The 20,305-nt window shown below is 37.6% G+C and carries 16 protein-coding genes, 2 tRNA genes, 2 pseudogenes and 1 other annotated feature; of the genes and pseudogenes, 16 read left to right on the top strand and 4 right to left on the bottom strand.

Annotated features, from left to right (window positions below; all coding sequences use genetic code 11):
* Window positions 1-341: 341 nt before the first annotated feature.
* The 11 genes and pseudogenes from BN52_RS06720 to BN52_RS10450 all read left to right on the top strand — a co-directional run bounded on the left by BN52_RS06720 (window position 342) and on the right by BN52_RS10450 (window position 11,333).
* The gene (locus BN52_RS06720) at window positions 342-1,562 is read left to right on the top strand and encodes an MFS transporter (RefSeq protein ID WP_008473654.1); all 1,221 of its coding nucleotides are present in this window, start codon (window positions 342-344) and stop codon (window positions 1,560-1,562) included.
* Window positions 1,563-1,834: 272 nt separating this feature from the next.
* The gene (locus tag BN52_RS06725) at window positions 1,835-2,539 is read left to right on the top strand and encodes a DUF975 family protein (protein WP_008473655.1); all 705 of its coding nucleotides are present in this window, start codon (window positions 1,835-1,837) and stop codon (window positions 2,537-2,539) included.
* Between the two features lie 140 nt (window positions 2,540-2,679).
* Window positions 2,680-4,293 carry a putative polysaccharide biosynthesis protein gene (locus BN52_RS06730; protein WP_008473656.1) on the top strand — a complete coding sequence of 538 codons (1,614 nt, stop codon included), beginning with the start codon at window positions 2,680-2,682 and terminating at the stop codon, window positions 4,291-4,293.
* A gap of 76 nt (window positions 4,294-4,369) precedes the next feature.
* Window positions 4,370-4,645 (top strand): bacteriocin immunity protein, encoded by a 276-nt coding sequence (locus BN52_RS06735; protein ID WP_008473657.1) that lies wholly within the window; start codon window positions 4,370-4,372, stop codon window positions 4,643-4,645.
* Window positions 4,646-5,221: 576 nt separating this feature from the next.
* A complete protein-coding gene (locus tag BN52_RS10430) occupies window positions 5,222-6,058 on the top strand; it encodes a hypothetical protein (protein WP_008473658.1) in 837 nt (278 codons plus the stop codon).
* Window positions 6,059-6,150: 92 nt separating this feature from the next.
* Window positions 6,151-7,116 carry a YSIRK-type signal peptide-containing protein gene (locus BN52_RS10435; RefSeq protein ID WP_008473659.1) on the top strand — a complete coding sequence of 322 codons (966 nt, stop codon included), beginning with the start codon at window positions 6,151-6,153 and terminating at the stop codon, window positions 7,114-7,116.
* Window positions 7,106-9,403, top strand: coding sequence for a mucin-binding protein (locus tag BN52_RS10230; protein ID WP_008473660.1), 2,298 nt, complete (start codon window positions 7,106-7,108; stop codon window positions 9,401-9,403). Before BN52_RS10435 ends, BN52_RS10230 begins: the two co-directional genes overlap by 11 nt.
* A 222-nt stretch (window positions 9,404-9,625) precedes the next feature.
* On the top strand, window positions 9,626-10,351 hold the full coding sequence (locus BN52_RS06755) for a helix-turn-helix domain-containing protein (protein WP_008473661.1): 726 nt from the start codon (window positions 9,626-9,628) through the stop codon (window positions 10,349-10,351).
* 74 nt (window positions 10,352-10,425) lie between these two features.
* Window positions 10,426-10,623 (top strand): annotated as a pseudogene (locus tag BN52_RS10440) (IS3 family transposase); the annotation flags it as partial.
* 185 nt (window positions 10,624-10,808) lie between these two features.
* Window positions 10,809-10,967: pseudogene (locus BN52_RS10445) on the top strand (IS3 family transposase); the annotation flags it as partial.
* Window positions 10,968-11,003: 36 nt separating this feature from the next.
* Complete coding sequence (locus BN52_RS10450) at window positions 11,004-11,333, top strand: hypothetical protein (RefSeq protein WP_241762029.1); 330 nt, start codon at window positions 11,004-11,006, stop codon at window positions 11,331-11,333.
* Between the two features lie 81 nt (window positions 11,334-11,414).
* On the opposite strand, the gene BN52_RS06765 is transcribed toward BN52_RS10450, so the two are convergent.
* Complete coding sequence (locus tag BN52_RS06765; protein ID WP_040473464.1) at window positions 11,415-11,648, bottom strand: hypothetical protein; 234 nt, start codon at window positions 11,646-11,648, stop codon at window positions 11,415-11,417.
* Between the two features lie 74 nt (window positions 11,649-11,722).
* On the opposite strand from BN52_RS06765, the gene BN52_RS06770 reads away from it, so the two are divergent.
* From BN52_RS06770 to BN52_RS06790, 5 genes are all read left to right on the top strand, one after another.
* Entirely contained in the window at window positions 11,723-13,033 is a 1,311-nt protein-coding gene (locus tag BN52_RS06770) for a PTS transporter subunit EIIC (protein WP_008473668.1), read from the top strand.
* The gene (locus tag BN52_RS06775; RefSeq protein WP_040473460.1) at window positions 13,008-13,925 is read left to right on the top strand and encodes an alpha/beta hydrolase; all 918 of its coding nucleotides are present in this window, start codon (window positions 13,008-13,010) and stop codon (window positions 13,923-13,925) included. The genes BN52_RS06770 and BN52_RS06775 overlap by 26 nt, the downstream gene beginning before the upstream one ends.
* A 273-nt stretch (window positions 13,926-14,198) precedes the next feature.
* Window positions 14,199-16,244 (top strand): ATP-dependent Clp protease ATP-binding subunit, encoded by a 2,046-nt coding sequence (locus BN52_RS06780; RefSeq protein WP_008473670.1) that lies wholly within the window; start codon window positions 14,199-14,201, stop codon window positions 16,242-16,244.
* A gap of 141 nt (window positions 16,245-16,385) precedes the next feature.
* On the top strand, window positions 16,386-17,759 hold the full coding sequence (locus tag BN52_RS06785) for an amino acid permease (protein ID WP_008473671.1): 1,374 nt from the start codon (window positions 16,386-16,388) through the stop codon (window positions 17,757-17,759).
* A gap of 68 nt (window positions 17,760-17,827) precedes the next feature.
* Entirely contained in the window at window positions 17,828-18,556 is a 729-nt protein-coding gene (locus tag BN52_RS06790) for a gamma-glutamyl-gamma-aminobutyrate hydrolase family protein (RefSeq protein WP_008473672.1), read from the top strand.
* Between the two features lie 64 nt (window positions 18,557-18,620).
* On the opposite strand, the gene asnA is transcribed toward BN52_RS06790, so the two are convergent.
* From asnA to BN52_RS06805, 3 genes are all read right to left on the bottom strand, one after another.
* Window positions 18,621-19,631, bottom strand: coding sequence for an aspartate--ammonia ligase (gene asnA / locus BN52_RS06795; protein ID WP_008473673.1), 1,011 nt, complete (start codon window positions 19,629-19,631; stop codon window positions 18,621-18,623).
* 60 nt (window positions 19,632-19,691) lie between these two features.
* Window positions 19,692-19,929, bottom strand: a binding site (T-box leader).
* A 90-nt stretch (window positions 19,930-20,019) separates the two neighbouring features.
* Window positions 20,020-20,093: transfer RNA gene (locus tag BN52_RS06800), tRNA-Pro, on the bottom strand.
* A gap of 2 nt (window positions 20,094-20,095) precedes the next feature.
* Window positions 20,096-20,169: transfer RNA gene (locus BN52_RS06805), tRNA-Arg, on the bottom strand.
* Window positions 20,170-20,305: the final 136 nt, after the last annotated feature.

The raw sequence follows: 20,305 nt of genomic DNA on the forward strand, positions 1-20,305 counted from the left end.
TTGGAGTCAAGTCCCTAGGGGGATTTGACTCCTTTTTCATTTGTTCTTTACCTTACCGCAAATTATTTTACACTTAGTTAATGGTTTAATTAATACAAGTCAAAAATCTATTTTTGACTTAAGGTAAAATTTTATGGAGGTATTAATATGTCTTTAACCATTAAAAAGATAAATTTCAAAGCATTTTTATACTAATCTATGCAATTTTCTAACTAATCAAAAGAATATTAACGGAAATTACAATTATATAACCCCTTTTATACGCAATACGTATTCTACTATATGTAACAATCAAAAAAGCTTTAATTTATTGGAGCAAGAATTAAGGGAGGTAGACACTTGTGAAAAAGAAATCTAAACAACAACTCTTATTGTCGTTATTAAGTCTAGCTTTAGGGAATCTTACTAGTAGTATTTTTTCTTTTTGCCTGAGTCTATATGTTTTCAAAAAGATTGGTTCGAGCATGATTTTTGCTAGTATTCTACTATTACAGCCTTTGGTGAATCTATTATTTAGTCCATTAATTGGGTATTGGGTAGATAAATATCACCACAAGAAAATTGCTATTATTGCACAAATTGCTAGTTTGCTAGTTATGTCTATTTTTATATTAAGCTTCTTTAACGTCGGAGAACTATCATTGCAATTGTTAATAATTGGAGTAACAACAATTACACTAGCTATTTGTGACAATTTTCAAGCTACTAGTTATAAAGCATCTACGAAACAAATGGTCCTTTCTGAAGATCTTCCCAAACTTGTTTCACTTGAGCAATTTGTTGCAGCAGGAGCAAATATCTTAGGTCCTATAGTTGGAGGATTCATATTTAATTTTCTCTCAATTGAACTTATTGCGTCGCTAGAGTTTTTTGGGGAAGCACTTTGCCTCTTATTTATCACTTGTTTAGATTTCTACTTTACAGGTCAACGTAACGTAGCAACAGATACAAATTCTATTATTCAATCATTTAAAGGTGGTTTAAACTACATTAGGGATGACCGTAATTTGTTATTACTACTTACTTTTGCAATTTTTGTTAATTTTGTTCTTAGTGCTATTGAGGTGGGGTTACCAGTTATTGTGATTAAGCAACTTAACCTTGGATCACAACTTTATGGAATTATTAACAGCTTCTTAGCTTCGGGTATTTTATTAATCAGTTTATTGCTAGGTTTAGTAAATACTAAGAATAATAGCTATCTAAAATCTACGGGAAAGATTGGAATAGCTTTAGCATTTAGTTTTATAGTCATTGGGATTAGTAACTTTGTGCAAGACAAAATAATAATTGCCATTATCCTTTGTATTTGTATGTTAACTATCGGCGGTTCAATTGCTGCGGCCAATATTCCTTTTTCACTATATTTGCGAACAAATGTTCCAGAAACTAAACAAGGTCGTGTTGGTGCTACTACTAGTGCAACTGTTTCTAGCTTATCTCCGCTTGGATACGCTATTTTCGGTGCATGCTTTGAGCATTATAGTGTAAACATAATATTTTCAATATGTGCTTTAGTTTTGGTAATAGATAGCATTATTCTTATTTTGAAGGGAAGTTAAACAAATAAATAATAAGTCTAGAGATAATTTTACAATTGTGTTAGTAGCGGGTCTAAAGTATTGTATTTTCATCTATTCAATGCTAAAATTTTTATGTAACATCGCTGGAGGCAATTCATTTTCTCCGGTAGCGAAAGTGGAACCTTCTATATGTGGTCAGAGCGATGTAATACACTGTGTGAGCCTAGTTCCGGTTGTTTGGAATTAGGCTTTTTTGCTAGTGAAATAAAGATTATAAAGTGATAGACTAGACTGAAAAGGAGCAAAACTAAATGAATCGAACTGAAATAAAAACTGAGTCAAAAGCTCAATTAAGGGGCAATTGGGCGTGGGCAGTCGGATTGTCGTTTACCGCATGGCTAATAAGTTATCTGATCCTCGATCTTGAATCATTTATGACTGAAGGACATGATCGACTTTACGATATATACATTAGATATCAATTTGATCGCGCTGATATTACTTACCTAAGACAGCCATCTTTTGTAGAAATTTTGATTGGGTTAATTATAGCGATTTTAGTAGGTCTACTTATTTGGGGTGTAGCTTACACAATGTTAGAATTTCGGGATACTGGTCGTAAAACTGGCATTTTAAAAGGGATTTTTGCTGCTTACACGAACGATCGCTTTAATACTAGTTTCTTAACTTATGTTATGATGACAGTCTTTCTCTTTTTATGGAGCTTGTTATTGTTTATCCCTGCTATAATCAAGTCTTATTCTTATGCCATGGTTCCTTATATTTTGAAGGATGACTTTGATCGTGGACAGCGAGTTTCCGCTACCGATGCAATCACCAAGAGTAAGAGGATGATGAAGGGCTTTAAACTGGATTTATTTATTTTGGATTTAAGCTTTTTGGGCTGGTTTATCTTAGGCTTTTTGACATTAGGAATTGGTTTATTATGGGTGATTCCTTATTATCGTCAAACTAAGGTTAACTTTTATCGTAAATTGACAGAAATGGAAAAATAATGTACTTAAAAAATTGATGATCTTCGTTTTAACGTTGATACATCAATTTTTTTGTCTGTAAAGCCAATCTTTACCATTACTTACTGCTTTTTGAACGCTAATTGCTTATAATTAAGTAGTTAGAATAATAGGTGATAAATTTGAATAAAAAAATCCTTTCTGGCTCTTTTTGGCTATCATTTGGTAGTATTTTTTCTCGTATTTTAGGCGTAGTTTATCTGATACCTTGGCTGATTATGCTAGGGAGTTATCACAACCAATTAAATGCTCAGGCGATCTTTAATTCGTCGTATACGCCATATGCGTTATTTTTATCGGTCGGAACTGCTGGATTGCCCTCAGTTATTGCCCGTGAAGTAGCGGCACTTAATTCACAAAAACGCTATCGCGATAGTGTATATCTTACTAAACTAGGATGGCTTGTTATGGTAGTTATGGGACTGTTTTGCGGGGCAGTCTTGTATTTCAGTGCGCCGTTAATTGCTCAAAACAGCCCGGTAGAATCTGTAAGTCAGGCCACTTTTTCGATTAGAGTGCTTGTCCCAGCAGTAATTGTCTTACCTTCAATGAGTATGGTACGTGGTTGGTTTCAAGGTAACAATGATATGAAGCCATATGGTATTTCTCAATTATGGGAACAATTTGCGCGTATATTGTTTATCTTATTAGCAACCTTTAGTGTAGTAGAGGTCTTTCGTCAAAACTATGTACTAGCGGTTTATTTGAGTGTTTTTGGGGCCTTTATTGGTGCGTTAGCTTCATATGTTTACTTATTGGTTTATGGCAAAAAGCAGTTAACTGGTTATCGAAAAGCCTTGCAGGACAGTAAGCCACGGACTTTAGACAACGTAATGGCAAGTTTGATGCAGTTGTGGTATCATTCAATTCCGTTTGTACTTTTAGGGGCGTTTATTACCTTGACGCAGTTCGTCGATCAGGTTTTTTTCAAGCAGATTTTGCTTAAAACAACGAACTGGAGTCAAGAATATGTCAGCTATCTATATACGGTTTTTTCAGCTAATCCCAGCAAAATTACAACGGTAATCATTTCGCTTGCAACAGCAGTATCAGAAACAAGCTTGCCGTTATTATCCGGGCTAAGAGCCAATGGTAAAAAGCAGGGGATAAAAGACTTGTTGCTAGAAAATTATCGGTTATTGCTCTTTGTATTGTTGCCATTAGTTACCTTGGCCACGTTTGCAAGTGCGCAAATTTATACCGTTTTGTTTTCACATGATTTGACAGGTAGTTTTTACTTAATGCAAAACATTATCCAAAGTTTGTTCTTAGCTTTGACGATGAATGTTTTGACTTTGCTATTGGCTTTAAGCATGAACCAGGTTGCAGTAGTGGTAATGCTTGTCGGACTTGCAGTTAAACTGGTTTTACAAGTACCATTATTGACCTGGTATCAAACTAATGGGGCAATTGCTGCTACAAATGTGGCGATGCTTTTAGTGATAATAGTGAGTTATTATCTAATCAATCGCGAGTATGAGATTGATTTATGGGTACTATGGAAGCTAATTGCGACTAATATTGGCTTTTTCTTACTTGTAGCGGTTTATTATTTTGTCGTGGGGATGCGCTTTGATAGTATGACTAGTCGCATGCATAGTTTTTTGTATCTTGTAGTTTATGGAATTGTTGGCTTATTAGTGTATATTTGGCTGACTAATAAAACCGATGTTTCTGAACAAATATTGGGTCAAAAGGTTGGCTATAAATATTACAAATATAAGCATTATCGTTAAAAAAGCTGTGATAGCTTAGTAGCACAATGTTTATGGCTCCTGGGGAAATAGAGGATAGGAAGAAAGACTGAAAAATATGCAGGACAATGTACAAGAATTAACCAAAATGCTTATCAGAATCGAACAAGAAGTATCAATTGATCGAGATGCGGTAGATTTGATTGAACAGGCTATAAGCATGATAAAGAATGGTAGTAGTGTGGACAAGGTTATTTTTACGCTCAACCAGAATCTAAATAATTATTCCTTGACCCATGGTTTTAGGTTATCAGCTGGCTTGACTGAATTGAAACTTAAGTTGAGTGAAAGTCCGAATAAATGGCGTGGTGCAGGGATAACTGATGCAATTTGATCAAAAATTATGCCTTGAGGTTACAACAGTTACTTTAAATAGAAGGGCCTAAATGTATCCTTAATGGTGTTGAAAGCTTAGTAGCACAATATTTTTTCGCTACTGAGCTTTTTTGCGTTAACCTAAGTGTAAAAAAGCAGAAGTAATTTCCTAGAAGACGCAAGAATCTATGCTGGAAATGCTTCTGCTTTAGTTTTTGGGCAAAAAAATATGGTCTTTCTAAAGCTGATGCTAAAGCTAAACCAAATTCACCCAAATGTACTTATATCACGTAACCTTATAGCATACTGTTACGGCTCTAGGGGTACGAATACATTTGGCTGGTTTTTAGTAAAAACTTTTTGAAACTCTATTAGAAATAGGAGGATTCAACAATGTTACATAAATTCATCCAATACTTATTGCTCCACCAAGTCACAAGGTTTGGCTGCTGTACAGGAGCTTAAAGGCTAAGACTACGGCCTAGTAGGTGATGCCTTTAGCCTTGATGGCAAGCTCTGCTACACGCAAGAAGAAGTAGAAAAGGCATATCCTGTAAAGGATCCAAAGATTAGTACGCCAGTACGCAGCTTCATTGTGGGTATCGTCAATCTGGCTAGTGAAGGGGTATCAGAAGCCACACTTGTTAGTCGCATCAAGGAGCAGCGCAAGGCTACCAAAAAGATGTATAAGATGCGTTATTTGCCGAACTGTGTAGCTTTTAAAGACACAGAATACGGTATTCCTGTTGCCAAGGTACTAGTTGAGGCGCCTTTTGACAAAGACAAGTATGAGAAGCGCAGCTGTGCGCTGTCCTATGCACTAAGTAGCAGAAGCATTCAAGATTTGAAGCTAGATCCAACACTGACTAGTGCTAAATTTGAATTAGCATCACCTATCCACGTACCTAAGCTTACTCAAGATATGCTACTTTTCAGCAGCGTTAAGGAACACCCAAAAGATGACACTATTCAGGATGATCTTTTTGAATTTCCTGTTTTTGAAGGGCAGCCCAAGTCCATGGAAGAATTTTTTAGTCGCCTAGAAACTATAGGCAAGGCTTGGCATAAAGCCTATGATACCATTGATTCTGATACAGATAGAGTCATTAAGAGAACTAAAATGGATGCTCGTACTACGTTAGACCTACTAGAACATTATGTAAGTTTCTATCACCTGTACAGCTCTCTTGAAGAGAAAAAGAATATCAGCACGTCACCAGTATGGTTCTTAGACTATAATCAAAAAATTTATTGTACTGATGGCGCCATCATTGGTCAGATGCTTCAAACCATTAATTATGACATTACCCGACGCAGCAGTCATAGCTTATTACACTGGAAAATTCTTAAACAAAATTGTTTCAGAGATTTTTATTTTTTAATGGTTGTTATTTTTTATTTAGTTCTAAGTGATTTTATTTATCAAAGGTAATAGTTCTATGTTATATTACTAGTGTTATGATTAATAATGTAAAAATTATTAGGCACTGAAATATAGTGCCTTATGATACGAGGAGGAAGATTATGTTAGAAAAAGTTCCCAAATATACACTAAGAAAACTGTCAGTCGGCTTGGCCTCAGTGATGATTGGATCAGGGATACTGATGAGCTCTCCGAAGGTACTTGCAGCTACTACTAGCACAAGTGAAAGTACTGGTACTGGTACTGCTGATCAACCTTCTAGTCAAGATAATAGTAAGCCAGGTACTCAAGTTCAAAACACTGATCCTAAAGCAGAAGCAGCTGTTCAAAAGGGCAGTGACACTAAACCAGCAACCACAACTAATGCTGAAAAAAAAGTAGTGGCAACAAATATCCAAGATACTACGCAAGATAAAGATAAGCAGCCAAATGCGAATAAAACTACGCAAAATACTACCGATGTCCGCAAAAAAGATACTGAAGTAACGCCGACTAACGACGCAACAACACCAGCTAAAGTACTACGGGTTGCACGACTAGTAAAGAAGGTGCCAGATACTGCTGAAACACCAGATCCAACGACTCCAAGTGATTCGACTAGTATGGCAATTGTCAACGATAAAAACAAGTTGGACAAAAACTGGATACAGTTGGATAATGGAAAAGCTCAAATATACTTTACTGTTAAAGGTAATGATCAAAAACCATACGTTACTTCTTTTATGGATAAGGACGTTAAATCGACACTTTACACAAAGCGATTTGATCCAGATAGTTTAGAACTTCATATTGAATATCAAAATGGTGATAAGGATGCAGGTCCTGGTTTGATATTAGTCTGGGATGACAAAGATCTTCAATTAAATACTAGCAGGATTGACACAGAAGATTTGGTATATACAACCAATTCTGGTGTTAAGGACTATGTTCCATTAAGTCCTGGCAATGGCTTTTACAAATCTTATAATGAATGGTTAAAAGAGAAGCAAGATATTAGCAAGTTGCATTTGATCTCTCTGGCAGAAGGTTCCAGCCAATTCAACTTTTACTGCAACATTGCCATTTAAGTATGTTGGTAATGCTGATGAGGTCAAATCCACTAGAGTTGACGCTTATTTGAAACCATACTCCACAACTTTAACATTTGATCCATTCGAATTGCACCCAGAGCAAATTGATCCAGCTCCAAACCCAACTACTGATGATGCCACTACGACCACAGGAGTTTACAACAACCCACTGGTTACATCTTCAGACTGGATTAAAATGACACATGGTGATGCTATTGGTTACTACACTGCTAAAGGCAAAGATGGTAAAACATATGTAACAGGATATGCGGCTCCCAATGGTAATTCACAATCAATCTTTAATGTCGACCAAATTGATTTAAATAGCTTAGAATTCCACCTTCTTTATCACAATGGTGACAAAGAAGTTAAATCCGGACTTTGGTTTAACTTTGCTGATGGTAAAACGATAGCAATTGATACTGGTCGTTTAGGTGCCGATGGTCCGCAGTTAAAGAGCCAACAAGGTTGGTCCTATAAATGGGCTATTAATACAGGTGCTGACCAAGGTATTTATTATAATAGTTGGGCAGAATATCTCAAGGCTCACAACAATGTAGGGGACCAAGCCTCTCAGATTTCTATGACAGGGGTTGCTCTCAAGCCAGATGATATGATTGAATTTGTTATCCCAGTTAAGTATACCGGTCAGCTGTCTGCCAGAACCCCATCCTTAACTTTCTCTCCACATATTAACGACTATGGTAATGGTTTCACTCAAAACTGGGCAGATCTTTACTTTACAACTGTGAAGAAGGACTTAAGCGAGGTTAAGGAGATAGACTTGCTTCCGACTGAGTTCATGGGGGAACAACCTGGTGAATCAGACTGGAAGCTCGTTAAGGAAATTTCCAAAGATATGCCAAATGGGTGGGATGCCTTTAAAATTAGCAACTTCCCAACCTATAAGGGATCATTCAATAAGGATTCACTACCAAAAGGGGACTTACCATCGGTTGTTTATGGCTCTGCGCAATACTATATTGACCTAAGCAAAATTCAAGAAATTTTTGCTAACCATGGTTACACGGTCAAGTATGCTACCAACAACGGTAAAGCTCAGGAAATGCCATTCTATGCATACTCCACCCTACCAGGGGCAAAACGTGTTGATGATGATAGACCTGTCTCTGATGACCCATCTATCTTGGTAATCCACGTTCAAGCTGTACCTGCTATTAGTTTAAATGACGATCAACACTATGTGGCAGATCCAAATGCTAAGCCATGGGATACAACTTCAATGATAGATGAGATTTATGCTGCTGATGACGCAGGACAGCGGAAGACGCGCGATCAACTAGAAAAGTTGCCAAAGACGGACGTGGATATTAGTTATGAATACCAAGCTCCAGGGGCTGCTACGGCCGTTGCGGTTGATAAGGTCGACTTGACTAAGGCGGGGGTATACACTGTAACTTACAGTCATACTTATGCAGATGGCCGAGTAGTTAAGGATAGTCGCAAGGTTTACGTTGACCCTGTTCCTGGGAAGGAAACTAAGCAAGTTACTAGAACGATCAACTACGTTGAAGAGGGCAATGAGAGCAACGTGTTGCATGTTCCAACTATTCAAACGGTAAAACTCACCAGAGATAAGAAAGTCAATCTAGAAACTGGCGAAATTAGCTATACTGATTGGACAACAGGAAACTTTGATGAAATGACTGTTCCAACAATTTCTGGCTACACTGCTACGCAAACGAAAGTAGAAGCGCAAAAGGTTGATGTTGACAGCAATGATGTGGTAATTAATGTTACTTACAAGAAAAATCCAACTGGTAACAACAGTAATAATGACAACAATGGTGGTAACAACAGTAATAATGACAACAATGGTGGTAACAACTCAAATACTAAACTAACTGATAACAATACTGATACCTCAAAGCCAACTGACAATAAGAAGACTAATGACACCAAGAAAGATAATACTGGCAAGAAGATTACAAAGAAGACTCCTAAGAAGGTAAAGAATAATAAGTCTAACAAGACCAAATCAACGACTACTTCTAAATCTAACCAGTCTTCAAAGGCTAAGCGAACCACTAAATCTGGTACGATTAGCCCTAAGGCAGGCGCTTTAGCTAATACTACTGCTGGTCTAGCTACTTCAGCTAAGGCAAATATGGAAAACGGTATTGCCAAGAACAACAGCCAAAATTCTCAAACTTTGCCACAGACTGGTGAAAATGAAAGTAAGGTAGCATTTGCCGTTGCCGGGTTGTTAGCAGTTGCTTTGGGTATTTTTGGTATAGCTATTAATCGTAAAAAAGAAAATTAATTAGCTAAGTTGAATAAATCATACAAAAAGACGCATAGAATAGCAATGTCATTAAGTTAAGACATTGACGAAAATCAGACTTTATGAACCGAATTATTTTGGCTCTTTGGCAAATCCTGTTGATAATGAGTAAATAAAAAGAATCAAGCATGATACAATCCTACTAAAGTGGACAATCGAAATACATAAAGTATTCAATTATTCACGAAGGTGGGATTTTTTATGTCCAGAAAAAGCAAATACTCATTTGAACAAAAGAAATGGGTAGTTGAGCAGTATTTGAATGGTAATATGAGTGCCTCGAAAATAGCTATTCGACTTAATATGCCTAAGAATGGAAGCAGGCAAATAAGGTCATGGGCTCGCCAATATCAAAGCAATCAAAATGCTTTTTTAAGGAGTGTTAAATACAATGCACATTACTCTAAAGAACTTAAAGAAGGGGTTGTTCAAGAATATTTAGCTGGCAAAATATCATTGTCCTCTTTAGCCAATAAGTATGGCATTAGAAGCTATTCCACAGTAAGAAAATGGGTTTCCAAGTATAATAGTCATATAAAGAATCAAGATTACAATCCACATCCGGAGGTCTATATGACTAAAGCAAGAAGAAAGACAACCCAACAAGAAAGAATTCAAATCGTTCAATACTGTCTTAATCATGATAAAAATTATTCAGAAGCTGCTGCTAGATTTAGCTGTTCCTACCAGCAAGTCTACAGCTGGGCCCAAAAGTATCTGGCTAATGGCGAAGAAGGCTTAACCGATAACCGAGGCCGACATAAGCAGCCTCAAGAGCTGACCGAGCTAGAATTGGCTAATCGCAGAATGAAAGAGTTGGAGCGAAAGCTTAAAGAGAAACAGGAGAAGAATGAATTCCTAAAAAAATTGGATCAATTAGAGAGGATGTGCTTACCGAACAGCCAAAATACAGACAGACTGCAATAAAAAAGCGGTGGAAAATGAAAACATACCAGTTAATCCATGACTGCCACCAAAAATACGGTTGGAAGATCGATTTGATGTGCAAATGGGCTAAAGCAGTACGCTCAGCCTACTACAAGCACTTTGATCCTAAGCGTACAATTAGTAAGCGTGAATTGCGAGACCAAAAAATCGAAGCAAAGATTATTGAGATCGCCAAGTCTAACAACAGCTTATTCGGAACGGAAAAGATGACCATGGCGGTTAATCGACAAATGCCGGGAGAGATGCCAGTTTATCATAAAATCGTTTACCGTTTGATGTGTATCAATGGCATCAGCTCGCAAAAGCCTAGATATCGGAAGCCAAAATTCAAGCCTGCAACGCCTGAAAAAGCAGCTGAAAACAAGCTAAAGCGAGACTTCAATGCTTCTAAGCCTAACGATGGTGTACGGACATCACCGAGGTCGTTGCCCCTGGCTTGCCTAAAGCATATCTCTGCACAGTGTTTGATCTCTACGATCGCTACCCTGTCGGCTATGCCATTGGCAAGCACAATGACATTGCTTTGGTTCAAGCCACTAAAACATATCCCAATGCTCAACCGTTCTTTCATAGCGATCGCGGTTTTCAATTTACTCGCGCTCCTTTTCAGAATCAGTTGGAAAAGCAAGGCATGACTCAATCAATGTCTCGTGTCAGCTGCTGCATTGATAATGGACCAATGGAAGGCTGGCAAGGCATTATCAAAGAAATGCGGGTCGTTCTTCACCCTCAAGTAAATAGTTACGATGAACTTAACGATTCTATTTGCAAGACCATAGACTACTACATCAACGAAGATCCACAGAAACGTTTTAATGGCTTAACTGCTGGTGAAATGTGTAAAGAAGCAATGAAAGGCAACATTAAGAGCTATCCAATCGCACCAAACCATCGGATTGAAAGATATTGGCAAGAGATAAACGAAAAGAAAGTCAAAGAAGCTAAAAAAATCCTCAGCTGATTAAAAATCAACTGAGGACAAAAAAGCTTTATGTATTTCACCTGTCTACTTGACAGGGAATGTATCAATGAGGCGTATTTTTTAGTAATTATCATTAATTGAACCGCGTAGTAATTCATCCGCATATTTGGAAAGATTAGTATCTTTATCTTGCTTTTGGAATAATTCTCGACAATCCTTAGAACCAAGATGTTTAAGTAAGTATTCCTTTAAAGCTCGGTTGATCACTTGATTCATATCTTGTCCACTAGCCTCAAGATATTGATTTAATACGCGGTCGATTTCGTCGTTAAGTTCGATTTTTTTCTTTGTCATCATAATCACTCCATTTTTGTTTATTATACCATGTTTAGCGGGTATAATAGGTCTACTAAATGGGGGAATCAATAATGGAAAAAATCATTAATGCCTTTCTGTGGCTAAGAAGACGCTCTTTTTTTCGGGTCGTTCAAAGAACTTTTATGATTTTAATGCCAGTGGCAACGCTTGGAGCATATTTTGAGTTTATCAATAGTAGCATCTTTTCACCCAATAGTTTGGTTTATAATTTACTAAATTTCGACTATACGATGACGGATCGAATTTGGAACTTTGGGGATGCTATCAGTTCAGGAATAGTAGCAGTAACTTTAGGCTTATTTGGCTTGTACGCAGCCTATTTTTCTGCAGTTTATACAGCTCGGCTATATCATAAGGATGCCACTGTTGCTGGTATTTGTGCGATTATTGTCGTAACTTTTTATACTTATATGGTTAACGGTGATAATTATGCGAAATTGCAAAATATGTCATACCTTAAAATGTTAGGCTTTCATAGCTTGCTTTTTACTATCGTGGCTGGCTATTTTGTAGGACAGATATTTCATTTTTTTGGCCGTGATTATGTTCATGTAAAGTTAGAACATGTTGTCGCTGTAAGAGACCGCACCTGGAATTCTTTAATTCCAGCAGCAATTGCGGTTTTAATCGGGATGATTTTTTCAGGGATAGTTTATTACCTTAAGCTTAAATTCATCGATCTCAACTACTTTAACAACATGACTGAGCAGCTACGTTCGTCTAATGATATTCCAACGATTCTGGGTCTTACTTTGGCAACTTTAGTCTTATCATGGCTAGGCATTAATGGCCCTTTGATTACAGTCACAACTAGCGTTAACAGCGGAGCAGCAATTGCTAATATGAATCATGCATTGCGTCATGGTTCTACGATGAATTTGCCTTATAAGTTCTTAGGTGGTCCATTGGTTAGAGGCTACGGTCTAATGGGAACTTCAGGAGTTATTTTGGCGCTTGCAGTTGCCTTGCTACTGTTTACCAATAATCGTGAAATCGAAGCAATTGCTAAATTAAACCTATTACCGGTTATCTTTAATTCGCCGATTGGCTTAATTATTGGCCTACCGATAATTTTGAATCCCTTATATCTATTGCCACTAGTATTAATTCCGGTAATCAATGAATTACTGGCCACAATTGCGATCGGATTAAATTTGATCTCGCCGTTAGCTTATCCTGTTCTTTCGGGAACACCGGGAATCTTGATTTCATTTTTGGGAACCAACGGTAATTGGAGCAGTTTTTTATTTACTTTGGGCTTATTTATCTTGGATATCGTGCTGTTAATTCCCTTTGTATTTCTTGGATTGAAAATCAATGAAAGGTTGAAAGAATATGATGAAACTGCGACTGCATTTTAATCGCCATAACTTACTTTGGGTTGGCTTGGTCATTGCTTTTTTGATTTTGCTGACAGTACCTGCTTTTTTATGGATGAAAAAGACTAACCATGAACGAGCAGAAAGACGCAAATCTTTACTATCGCCAGTAATAATGGTTCCAGGATCAAGTGCGACGATTAACCGTTTTGATGAATTGATTGAAAAGCTAAATGCCAAAAATCCGCATCCACATAGCGTCCTTAAAGCTGAAGTTGATACTAAAGGGAAAATTACTTATCACGGCGAAATTAGTCGGCGAGATAATGAACCGATTATCGTTATTGGCTTTGAAAATAACCATGATGGCTATGAAAATATCAAAAAACAAGCCGGTTGGTTAGATAATGCCTTTTATGAAATATCGCAAAGCTATAAGTTTAACAATTTCAAGGCCTTTGGTCACTCAAATGGAGGCTTAGTGTGGACTTATTGGCTTGAACATTATTACAGCGATTATAAGTCAGAAATAACGATGAAACGCTTGATGACATTAGGCTCGCCTTACAATTTTAGCGAAAGCAATATCAATCGGCGAACAACAATGCTCAGTGACTTTATCAAGTATCGCAAAAAAATACCACGTGATTTAACAGTCTATTCGCTATCTGGTGGACGCAATTATACTTCGGATGGGATTGTTCCAGAAGCAAGCGTTGAAGCAGCTAAGTATATATTTCAAAATCAAGCTAAACACTTTACGCAAATGACGGTTACTGGAACTGAAGCGGACCATTCAGATTTGCCACAAAATGCGCAGGTAGTTCAGCTGATAGAACAAGATCTATTGGCAAAGAAGGCTAATGCTAAAGTACCGGGAGTTAAGCACAAGAATAAAATTCGTAAAGTTAGCGAACCAGAGAATAGAGATTAATCCACATGTGGATAAAATCGATTGCTAAAAAGCAAGAATAAATGGTAATTATTGTACTAAGACCAAAAGCTTGTGAAGCTATATAGTCCTTATATAATAGGGATTATTTAGCTTTTTTTATCATGAACACAAAAAAACAAAAAGTGTGGAAAAAGTTGAACATTTTTATTGCATCCTGTGGATAACCTGCTATAATATTTAATTGTAAGGAATTAGCACTCTGCATATTAGAGTGCTAAAAATCCTAAAATATGGGATAGGAAGTGCTTAACAATGGCATATTTTGACAATGATTTTGATACTTTATTTAGACAATTAAATTCTTCATTTTTTGATGATGACTTTGCTACGCATCCAATGCAATTTAAAGCTGTGGAAAAGTCAAGTGAAACAAATAACAATAATAAGCAAAAACAACAAACGATCGGAACTGATCTAGTTGAAGAAGCCAAAAATGGTAAGTATGATCCAGTAATTGGTCGTGACGAACAGATTGATAATGTGATTGAGATCTTGAGTCGGCGTAAGAAGAATAATCCAGTGTTGATTGGCCCCGCTGGTGTTGGTAAGACTTCAATTGTTGAAGGCTTGGCTCAAAGAATTGCTAGTGGCAAAGTACCAGCTAAAATGAGAAATATGCATATTATTGCGATTAACATCAACGATATGTTGGCTGGTACTAGTTTGAGAGGTTCGTTTGAAGAAAAATTAAAGCGCGTAATCGATCAGGCTAAAAAGAATCCTAACGTTATCTTGTTTATCGATGAATTGCACAATATCGTTGGTGCGGGTTCTACTGATTCAGAAAACAATAATGGCGATGCTGCTAATATTTTGAAACCTGCTTTAGCTAGTGGCGATTTGAAGTTGATCGGTGCAACCACGACTAGTGAATATCAAAGAATTGAGAAGGATCCTGCACTTGCTCGTCGATTCCAACAAGTTCAAGTTCCTGAACCAACTCAAGAAGTTGCTATTAAGATTTTACAAGGGTTGAAAGGTAAGTATGAGAAATTCCACCATGTAAAATATAACGACGATGCTTTGAAATTAGCTGTTGCTTTGTCAGAACGTTACATTCAAGGACGTTATCTGCCAGATAAAGCGATCGATTTGATGGACGAAGCTGGTGCTAAAAAGGGCTTGAATAATGTTGTTTCAAGCAAGGAAGATGTTCAAGCACAAATTAAGCAATTGGAAGCTGATAAAGAAGCTGCAGTGAAGGCTGAAGATTACCATAAAGCAAGTGATTTGAAAGCTGAAATTGCCAACTTAAAGGCAAGCTTGAAAGATGCTAAGAGTGTCGAAACACCAACCGTTACTGTTGATGATATCTATCAATTAATTGAACAAAAGACAAGAATTCCAATGAGTGAATTACATGCGGATGAAGCACAAAAGAATCTCGACTTAGCTAAAAGCTTGAAGGAAGTCGTAATTGATCAAGATCGCGCAATCGACGTAATTACTGACGCAGTAGCTCGGAAACAACCCTTTAAGGATAGCAATCGCCCAACGGGATCATTCTTGTTGACTGGTCCTACTGGGGTTGGTAAGACGGAATTAGCTAAGCAATTGGCTACGAAGCTATTTGGTAACAAAGACCACTTTATTCGTCTTGATATGTCTGAATATCAGGATCAAATGGCAGTTAACAAGTTAATTGGTTCTGCTCCTGGTTATGTTGGCTATGGCGAAGGCGGTCAATTGACGGAAAAAGTTCGTCATCAACCATACAGCTTGATTCTATTTGATGAAATCGAAAAAGCTAATCCACAAGTCTTTAATGCTTTATTGCAGATTATGGATGATGGCCGTTTGACTGATGCTCAAGGAAGAACGATTTCATTTAAGGATACCATCTTGATTATGACCTCTAACGCTGGTTTTTCAGATAAGCTATTGGAGGCTGGTAAAGTTGATCAAGCTAAATTGATCAGTGCTTTAAGTCATTACTTCAGACCTGAATTTTTGAATCGTTTAGATGCAATCGTGCCATTTAATTCATTGACTGAAGAAGATATGAGCAAGATTTTGGAATTATACCTTAACAAGATGAATTCGGCTTTGACTAAGAAAGGCATTAGGTTGACTGTCAGCCCAGAAGCTAAAAAGGTATTGGCTAAACGTGGCTATAATAAAGAATTTGGTGCAAGACCATTGCGTAGAGTTATCGAACAAGATCTCGAAACGCCAATCGCTAAATTAGTAATGGCTCATCCAGAAACTAAAGCAGTTAACTTTACAGTAGATGGTAAGGAATTCTTGTTAAATAACAAGGCAGTTTTTACCATCGAAGATGAAGCTAAAGCAGAATAATTAACTAAAAGTCTAAGAGAAAACGCTCTCTTAGACTTTTTTTATTTGGCAATAAAAGCAATCAATAATATAATTGTTGAATTAGATGATTTCTAACTTATTTCCCAGGAAATAAAATCTATGAAAGTAGGGGTTGATTAAATGGCGCAAGATAAACGAGCACCAGAATTAAAGCGTTCCATGACTGCCGGTCAAATGGAAATGATCTCTTTAGGTGGAGCTATTGGGGTCGGTTTGTTTATGGGAGCAGCTTCTACCATCAAATGGACCGGACCATCAGTTTTATTGGCTTATATTTTTGTTGGTCTAATCCTATACATCGTAATGCGAGCATTGGGAGAAATGCTTTACATTGATCCGGGTACTGGCTCTTTTGCGGATTATGCAACTAACCATATCCATCCCATTGCGGGATATCTAGCTGAGTGGGCCAATGTCTTTCAATTTATTGTGGTAGGAATTTCAGATGTGGTTGCTACTACGGAATACTTACGTTTTTGGTGGAAGGGGTCGTCAGACTGGATTGCTGGGGTAATCGTAATCGTAGCTTTGCTATTAGCGAATTTGGTTAGTGCCAAGGCTTATGGTACGTTAGAGTTTTGGTTTGCGATGATAAAAGTGATCACGATTATTATGATGATTGTTTTAGGCTTGTTCCTGATCTTCTTTGGGATTAATGGACATGCGATTGGCTTTAGCAATCTTTGGCGTCACGGTGGCTTTTTCACAGGTGGAATTAAAGGTTTCTTTTTCTCGATGGCCATTATTGTTGGTTCATATGAAGGAATCGAATTAATTGGGATCTCGGCAGGAGAGGTTGCTAATCCTCAAAAAGCAATTGTGAAAAGTGTAAAATCTGTCTTATGGCGAATCTTGATTTTCTATGTTGGTGCAATTTTCGTGATTGTAACCTTGTATCCATGGAATGAGTTAAGTACCGTTGGTTCACCTTTTGTTAATACTTTTGCCAAAGTCGGAATTACTACAGCTGCTTCAATTATTAACTTCGTAGTTTTAACTGCTTCTTTATCAGGGGCAAATTCCGGAATTTATTCATCTAGTCGGATGCTTTATAAATTAGCACATGAAGGTGAAGCACCAGCAACTTTCAAATATGTTTCTAAACATATCGTTCCTAGTCGTGCTATCGTCGGAATTACTAGTGGAATTTTGGCAGGCTTTTTACTGAATGTAGTTATGCAACTTTTCAATAAGTCACTTGCCAATGTTTTTGTGATAGTCTATAGTTCATCCGTGCTTCCAGGAATGGTTGCCTGGTTCGTAATTCTCTTGGCCGAGTATCAGTTCCGCAAACGAAATCCAGAATTAATGGTTGATCATCCGTTCAAGTTACCATTATTCCCATATTCGAATTTCTTTGCTTTTATTATGTTGCTCGTAATTGTAGTTTTTATGTTTATTAATCCAGAAACACGGCTTTCTGTAACGGTTGGTGCAATTGTACTGTCTGTAGCTGCGATTAGCTATGTAGTCAGACACCGTAAGCAAAATTAGTAGACAGAATAGTCGTTCTTTTTTACAATGATTCCTATAAATAAGTGAAAATAGAAAGAAGGAAGATTATGACTAAACCAATTATTGGTATTTCTGGTTCAGAAATTATTAATGACGGCGGGATTTTTCCTGGATATCGTCGTAGCTATGTGAATGAAGATTATGTCGATTCTGTTGTGAAAAATGGTGGCGTTCCTTTAATCATTCCATTTACTGAAGATGATGAAGTAATCGAGGCACAGTTAGATCAAGTTCAAGCTTTGATTTTATCAGGGGGCCACGATGTTGATCCGCACTTGTATGGGGAAGAACCACTACAAAAATTAGGGAAAACTTGGCCTGAGCGAGACCACTTTGATATGTTGCTACTTAAATTAGCTGAAGAAAAGGGAATTCCAGTATTAGGCGTTTGTCGAGGCTTCCAAATCATCAACGTAGCTCATGGCGGAAGTCTTTACCAAGATTTATCATACCGTAAAGAATTAACAATTAAGCATTCCCAAGATCATACGCCAAGCTTGCCAACTCATGAGATGAAACTTGAAGCGGATAGCAAGTTGGCTAAGATCTTAGGAAAGACCGAATTTATGGTAAATTCCTTCCACCATCAAATTGTCCATGAAGTAGCTCCTGACTTAAAGGCAGTCGGACATGCTTCAGATGGTGTAGTAGAAGCTTTGGAAAATACAAATGGCAACGTTATTGGAGTTCAATGGCATCCAGAAATGTTGCACCGAAATGAAAAAGTGGCTTTTATGAATCAAATTTTCGCTTGGCTTATTGCTAGCGCAAAATAAAGAAAAAGAAAGACCTTCAACGTAGCTGATAATGCTAGCTAAGTTGAAGGTCTTTTAGTTTTTATTATAAGAAGCGAGCACCAGCTGCTTCATAAATTTTGACCATTTCTTCTGGCCAAACGCTGGCTTGGACTTCACCAATGTGCGCTTTGCCTAAGAGCAACATACATAGACGAGATTGTCCAATTCCGCCACCGATAGTATAAGGCAAGTCGCCTTTTAACAACATTTGGTGGAATGGCAATGAAGCCCGATCTTCACAACCAGCTTTAGCGAGTTGGTCCCGTAAGCTCTCCTCACTAACGCGGATACCCATCGAAGAAATTTCCATTCTAGTATCTAATGGCTCGTACCAGAACAACAGGTCTCCGTTTAATTGCCAATCATCATAATCAGGTGCACGACCATCGTGTGGCTTGCCACTACGCTTCAATTTGTCACCAATCTTCATTAAGAAGACGGCCTTTTCTTTTTTAGTAATTTCGCGTTCGCGCTCATCAGGAGTTAAATCAGGCCACCGATCTTCGAGTTCTTGACTAGTTACAAAAGTAACTTTATCAGGTAAATGATAAGTTGAGCCAGGATAGCGCTTGGTTACTTCGTGTTCGATTTGCTTGATTGCAGCGAATATTTCTTCAACTGTCGCCTTTAAAGTAGCTTCAGTACGTTCTTCTTTGGTGATGATTTTTTCCCAATCCCATTGATCAACGTAGATTGAGTGGAAGTTATCAAGCTCTTCATCGCGTCGAATCGCGTTCATGTTAGTGTAGAGACCTTCATGCATGCCGAAACCATAGCGCTTCAATGCAAGGCGCTTCCATTTAGCTAGGGAGTGCACAACTTCAATCGTAGCACCTGGCTTAGCCAACATATCAAAGGCAACTGGGCGTTCGATGCCATTTAAGTTATCGTTCAAGCCAGTGCTCTTTTCAACGAACATTGGAGCTGACATTCTTTGAAGGTTCAAGCTTTCAGAAAGAATTGCTTGGAAATGTTCTCTGATGAAAACGATAGCTGCTTCTGTATCACGAACGGAAAGGGTTGGGTGATAATCTTTAGGAATAATTTGTGTCATAAGATAAACCTCATTTCTTTATTTGAGCAAAGAAAAAGCCCTTCGCTCCGTTAATAAAAATCAAGGGACGAAAGGCTTTTTTCCGCGGTACCACCCAAATTGTCTAAAATAGACCAACTCATAGTGCACTATCATGCACTATCGGTGTGATAACGTACCGACGACGGCCTCGCTTACTGCAAATGGTTCGGCTGGCATGCTCAAAGTGTTTTTCGAAGAGTCAGGATCTACTAGCTTTCCACTGGCGCTAGCTCACTGCAAGACTTAACCCATCTACTCGTCTTTTCATAGCGTTTTAATTTATTGCTTATATTTTATGGGATGAAAATAAAAAAAGCAAGTATTTTTTTCAAAAAACTTGCTTAATTCATAACGTGATATTTCAAAATCGGGAAGACAGGATTCGAACCTGCGACCCCCTGGTCCCAAACCAGGTGCTCTACCAAACTGAGCCACTTCCCGGATGCACCCAGAAGGATTTGAACCTTCAACCTTCTGATTCGTAGTCAGACACTCTATCCAGTTGCGCTATGGGTGCAACACCAACTTGAATAAGTATACCACAAATTTGATGATTGTCACCAAAAAAATAAAAAATCGTAAGTGTCAATATTTTTGCGGTAACCCATAAACCATTAGTCTAATCTTGCTTTCTTAAATATTTATATGATTTA

The sequence above is a fragment of the Lactobacillus gigeriorum DSM 23908 = CRBIP 24.85 genome (assembly GCF_000296855.1).
GTDB classification, from domain to species: Bacteria; Bacillota; Bacilli; order Lactobacillales; family Lactobacillaceae; genus Lactobacillus; species Lactobacillus gigeriorum.

What these genes read in the sequence shown, in the direction of transcription:
- BN52_RS06785 (WP_008473671.1), top strand. Translation starts at nt 16,386, where the DNA reads ATGGCGCAAGATAAACGAGCACCAGAATTAAAGCGTTCCATGACTGCC.
- BN52_RS06770 (WP_008473668.1), top strand. Translation starts at nt 11,723, where the DNA reads ATGGAAAAAATCATTAATGCCTTTCTGTGGCTAAGAAGACGCTCTTTT.
- BN52_RS06765 (WP_040473464.1), bottom strand. Translation starts at nt 11,648, where the DNA reads ATGACAAAGAAAAAAATCGAACTTAACGACGAAATCGACCGCGTATTA.
- asnA (WP_008473673.1), bottom strand. Translation starts at nt 19,631, where the DNA reads ATGACACAAATTATTCCTAAAGATTATCACCCAACCCTTTCCGTTCGT.
- BN52_RS10450 (WP_241762029.1), top strand. Translation starts at nt 11,004, where the DNA reads ATGACTCAATCAATGTCTCGTGTCAGCTGCTGCATTGATAATGGACCA.
- BN52_RS06725 (WP_008473655.1), top strand. Translation starts at nt 1,835, where the DNA reads ATGAATCGAACTGAAATAAAAACTGAGTCAAAAGCTCAATTAAGGGGC.
- BN52_RS10435 (WP_008473659.1), top strand. Translation starts at nt 6,151, where the DNA reads ATGTTAGAAAAAGTTCCCAAATATACACTAAGAAAACTGTCAGTCGGC.
- BN52_RS06775 (WP_040473460.1), top strand. Translation starts at nt 13,008, where the DNA reads ATGATGAAACTGCGACTGCATTTTAATCGCCATAACTTACTTTGGGTT.
- BN52_RS06755 (WP_008473661.1), top strand. Translation starts at nt 9,626, where the DNA reads ATGTCCAGAAAAAGCAAATACTCATTTGAACAAAAGAAATGGGTAGTT.
- BN52_RS06790 (WP_008473672.1), top strand. Translation starts at nt 17,828, where the DNA reads ATGACTAAACCAATTATTGGTATTTCTGGTTCAGAAATTATTAATGAC.
- BN52_RS06780 (WP_008473670.1), top strand. Translation starts at nt 14,199, where the DNA reads ATGGCATATTTTGACAATGATTTTGATACTTTATTTAGACAATTAAAT.
- BN52_RS06735 (WP_008473657.1), top strand. Translation starts at nt 4,370, where the DNA reads ATGCAGGACAATGTACAAGAATTAACCAAAATGCTTATCAGAATCGAA.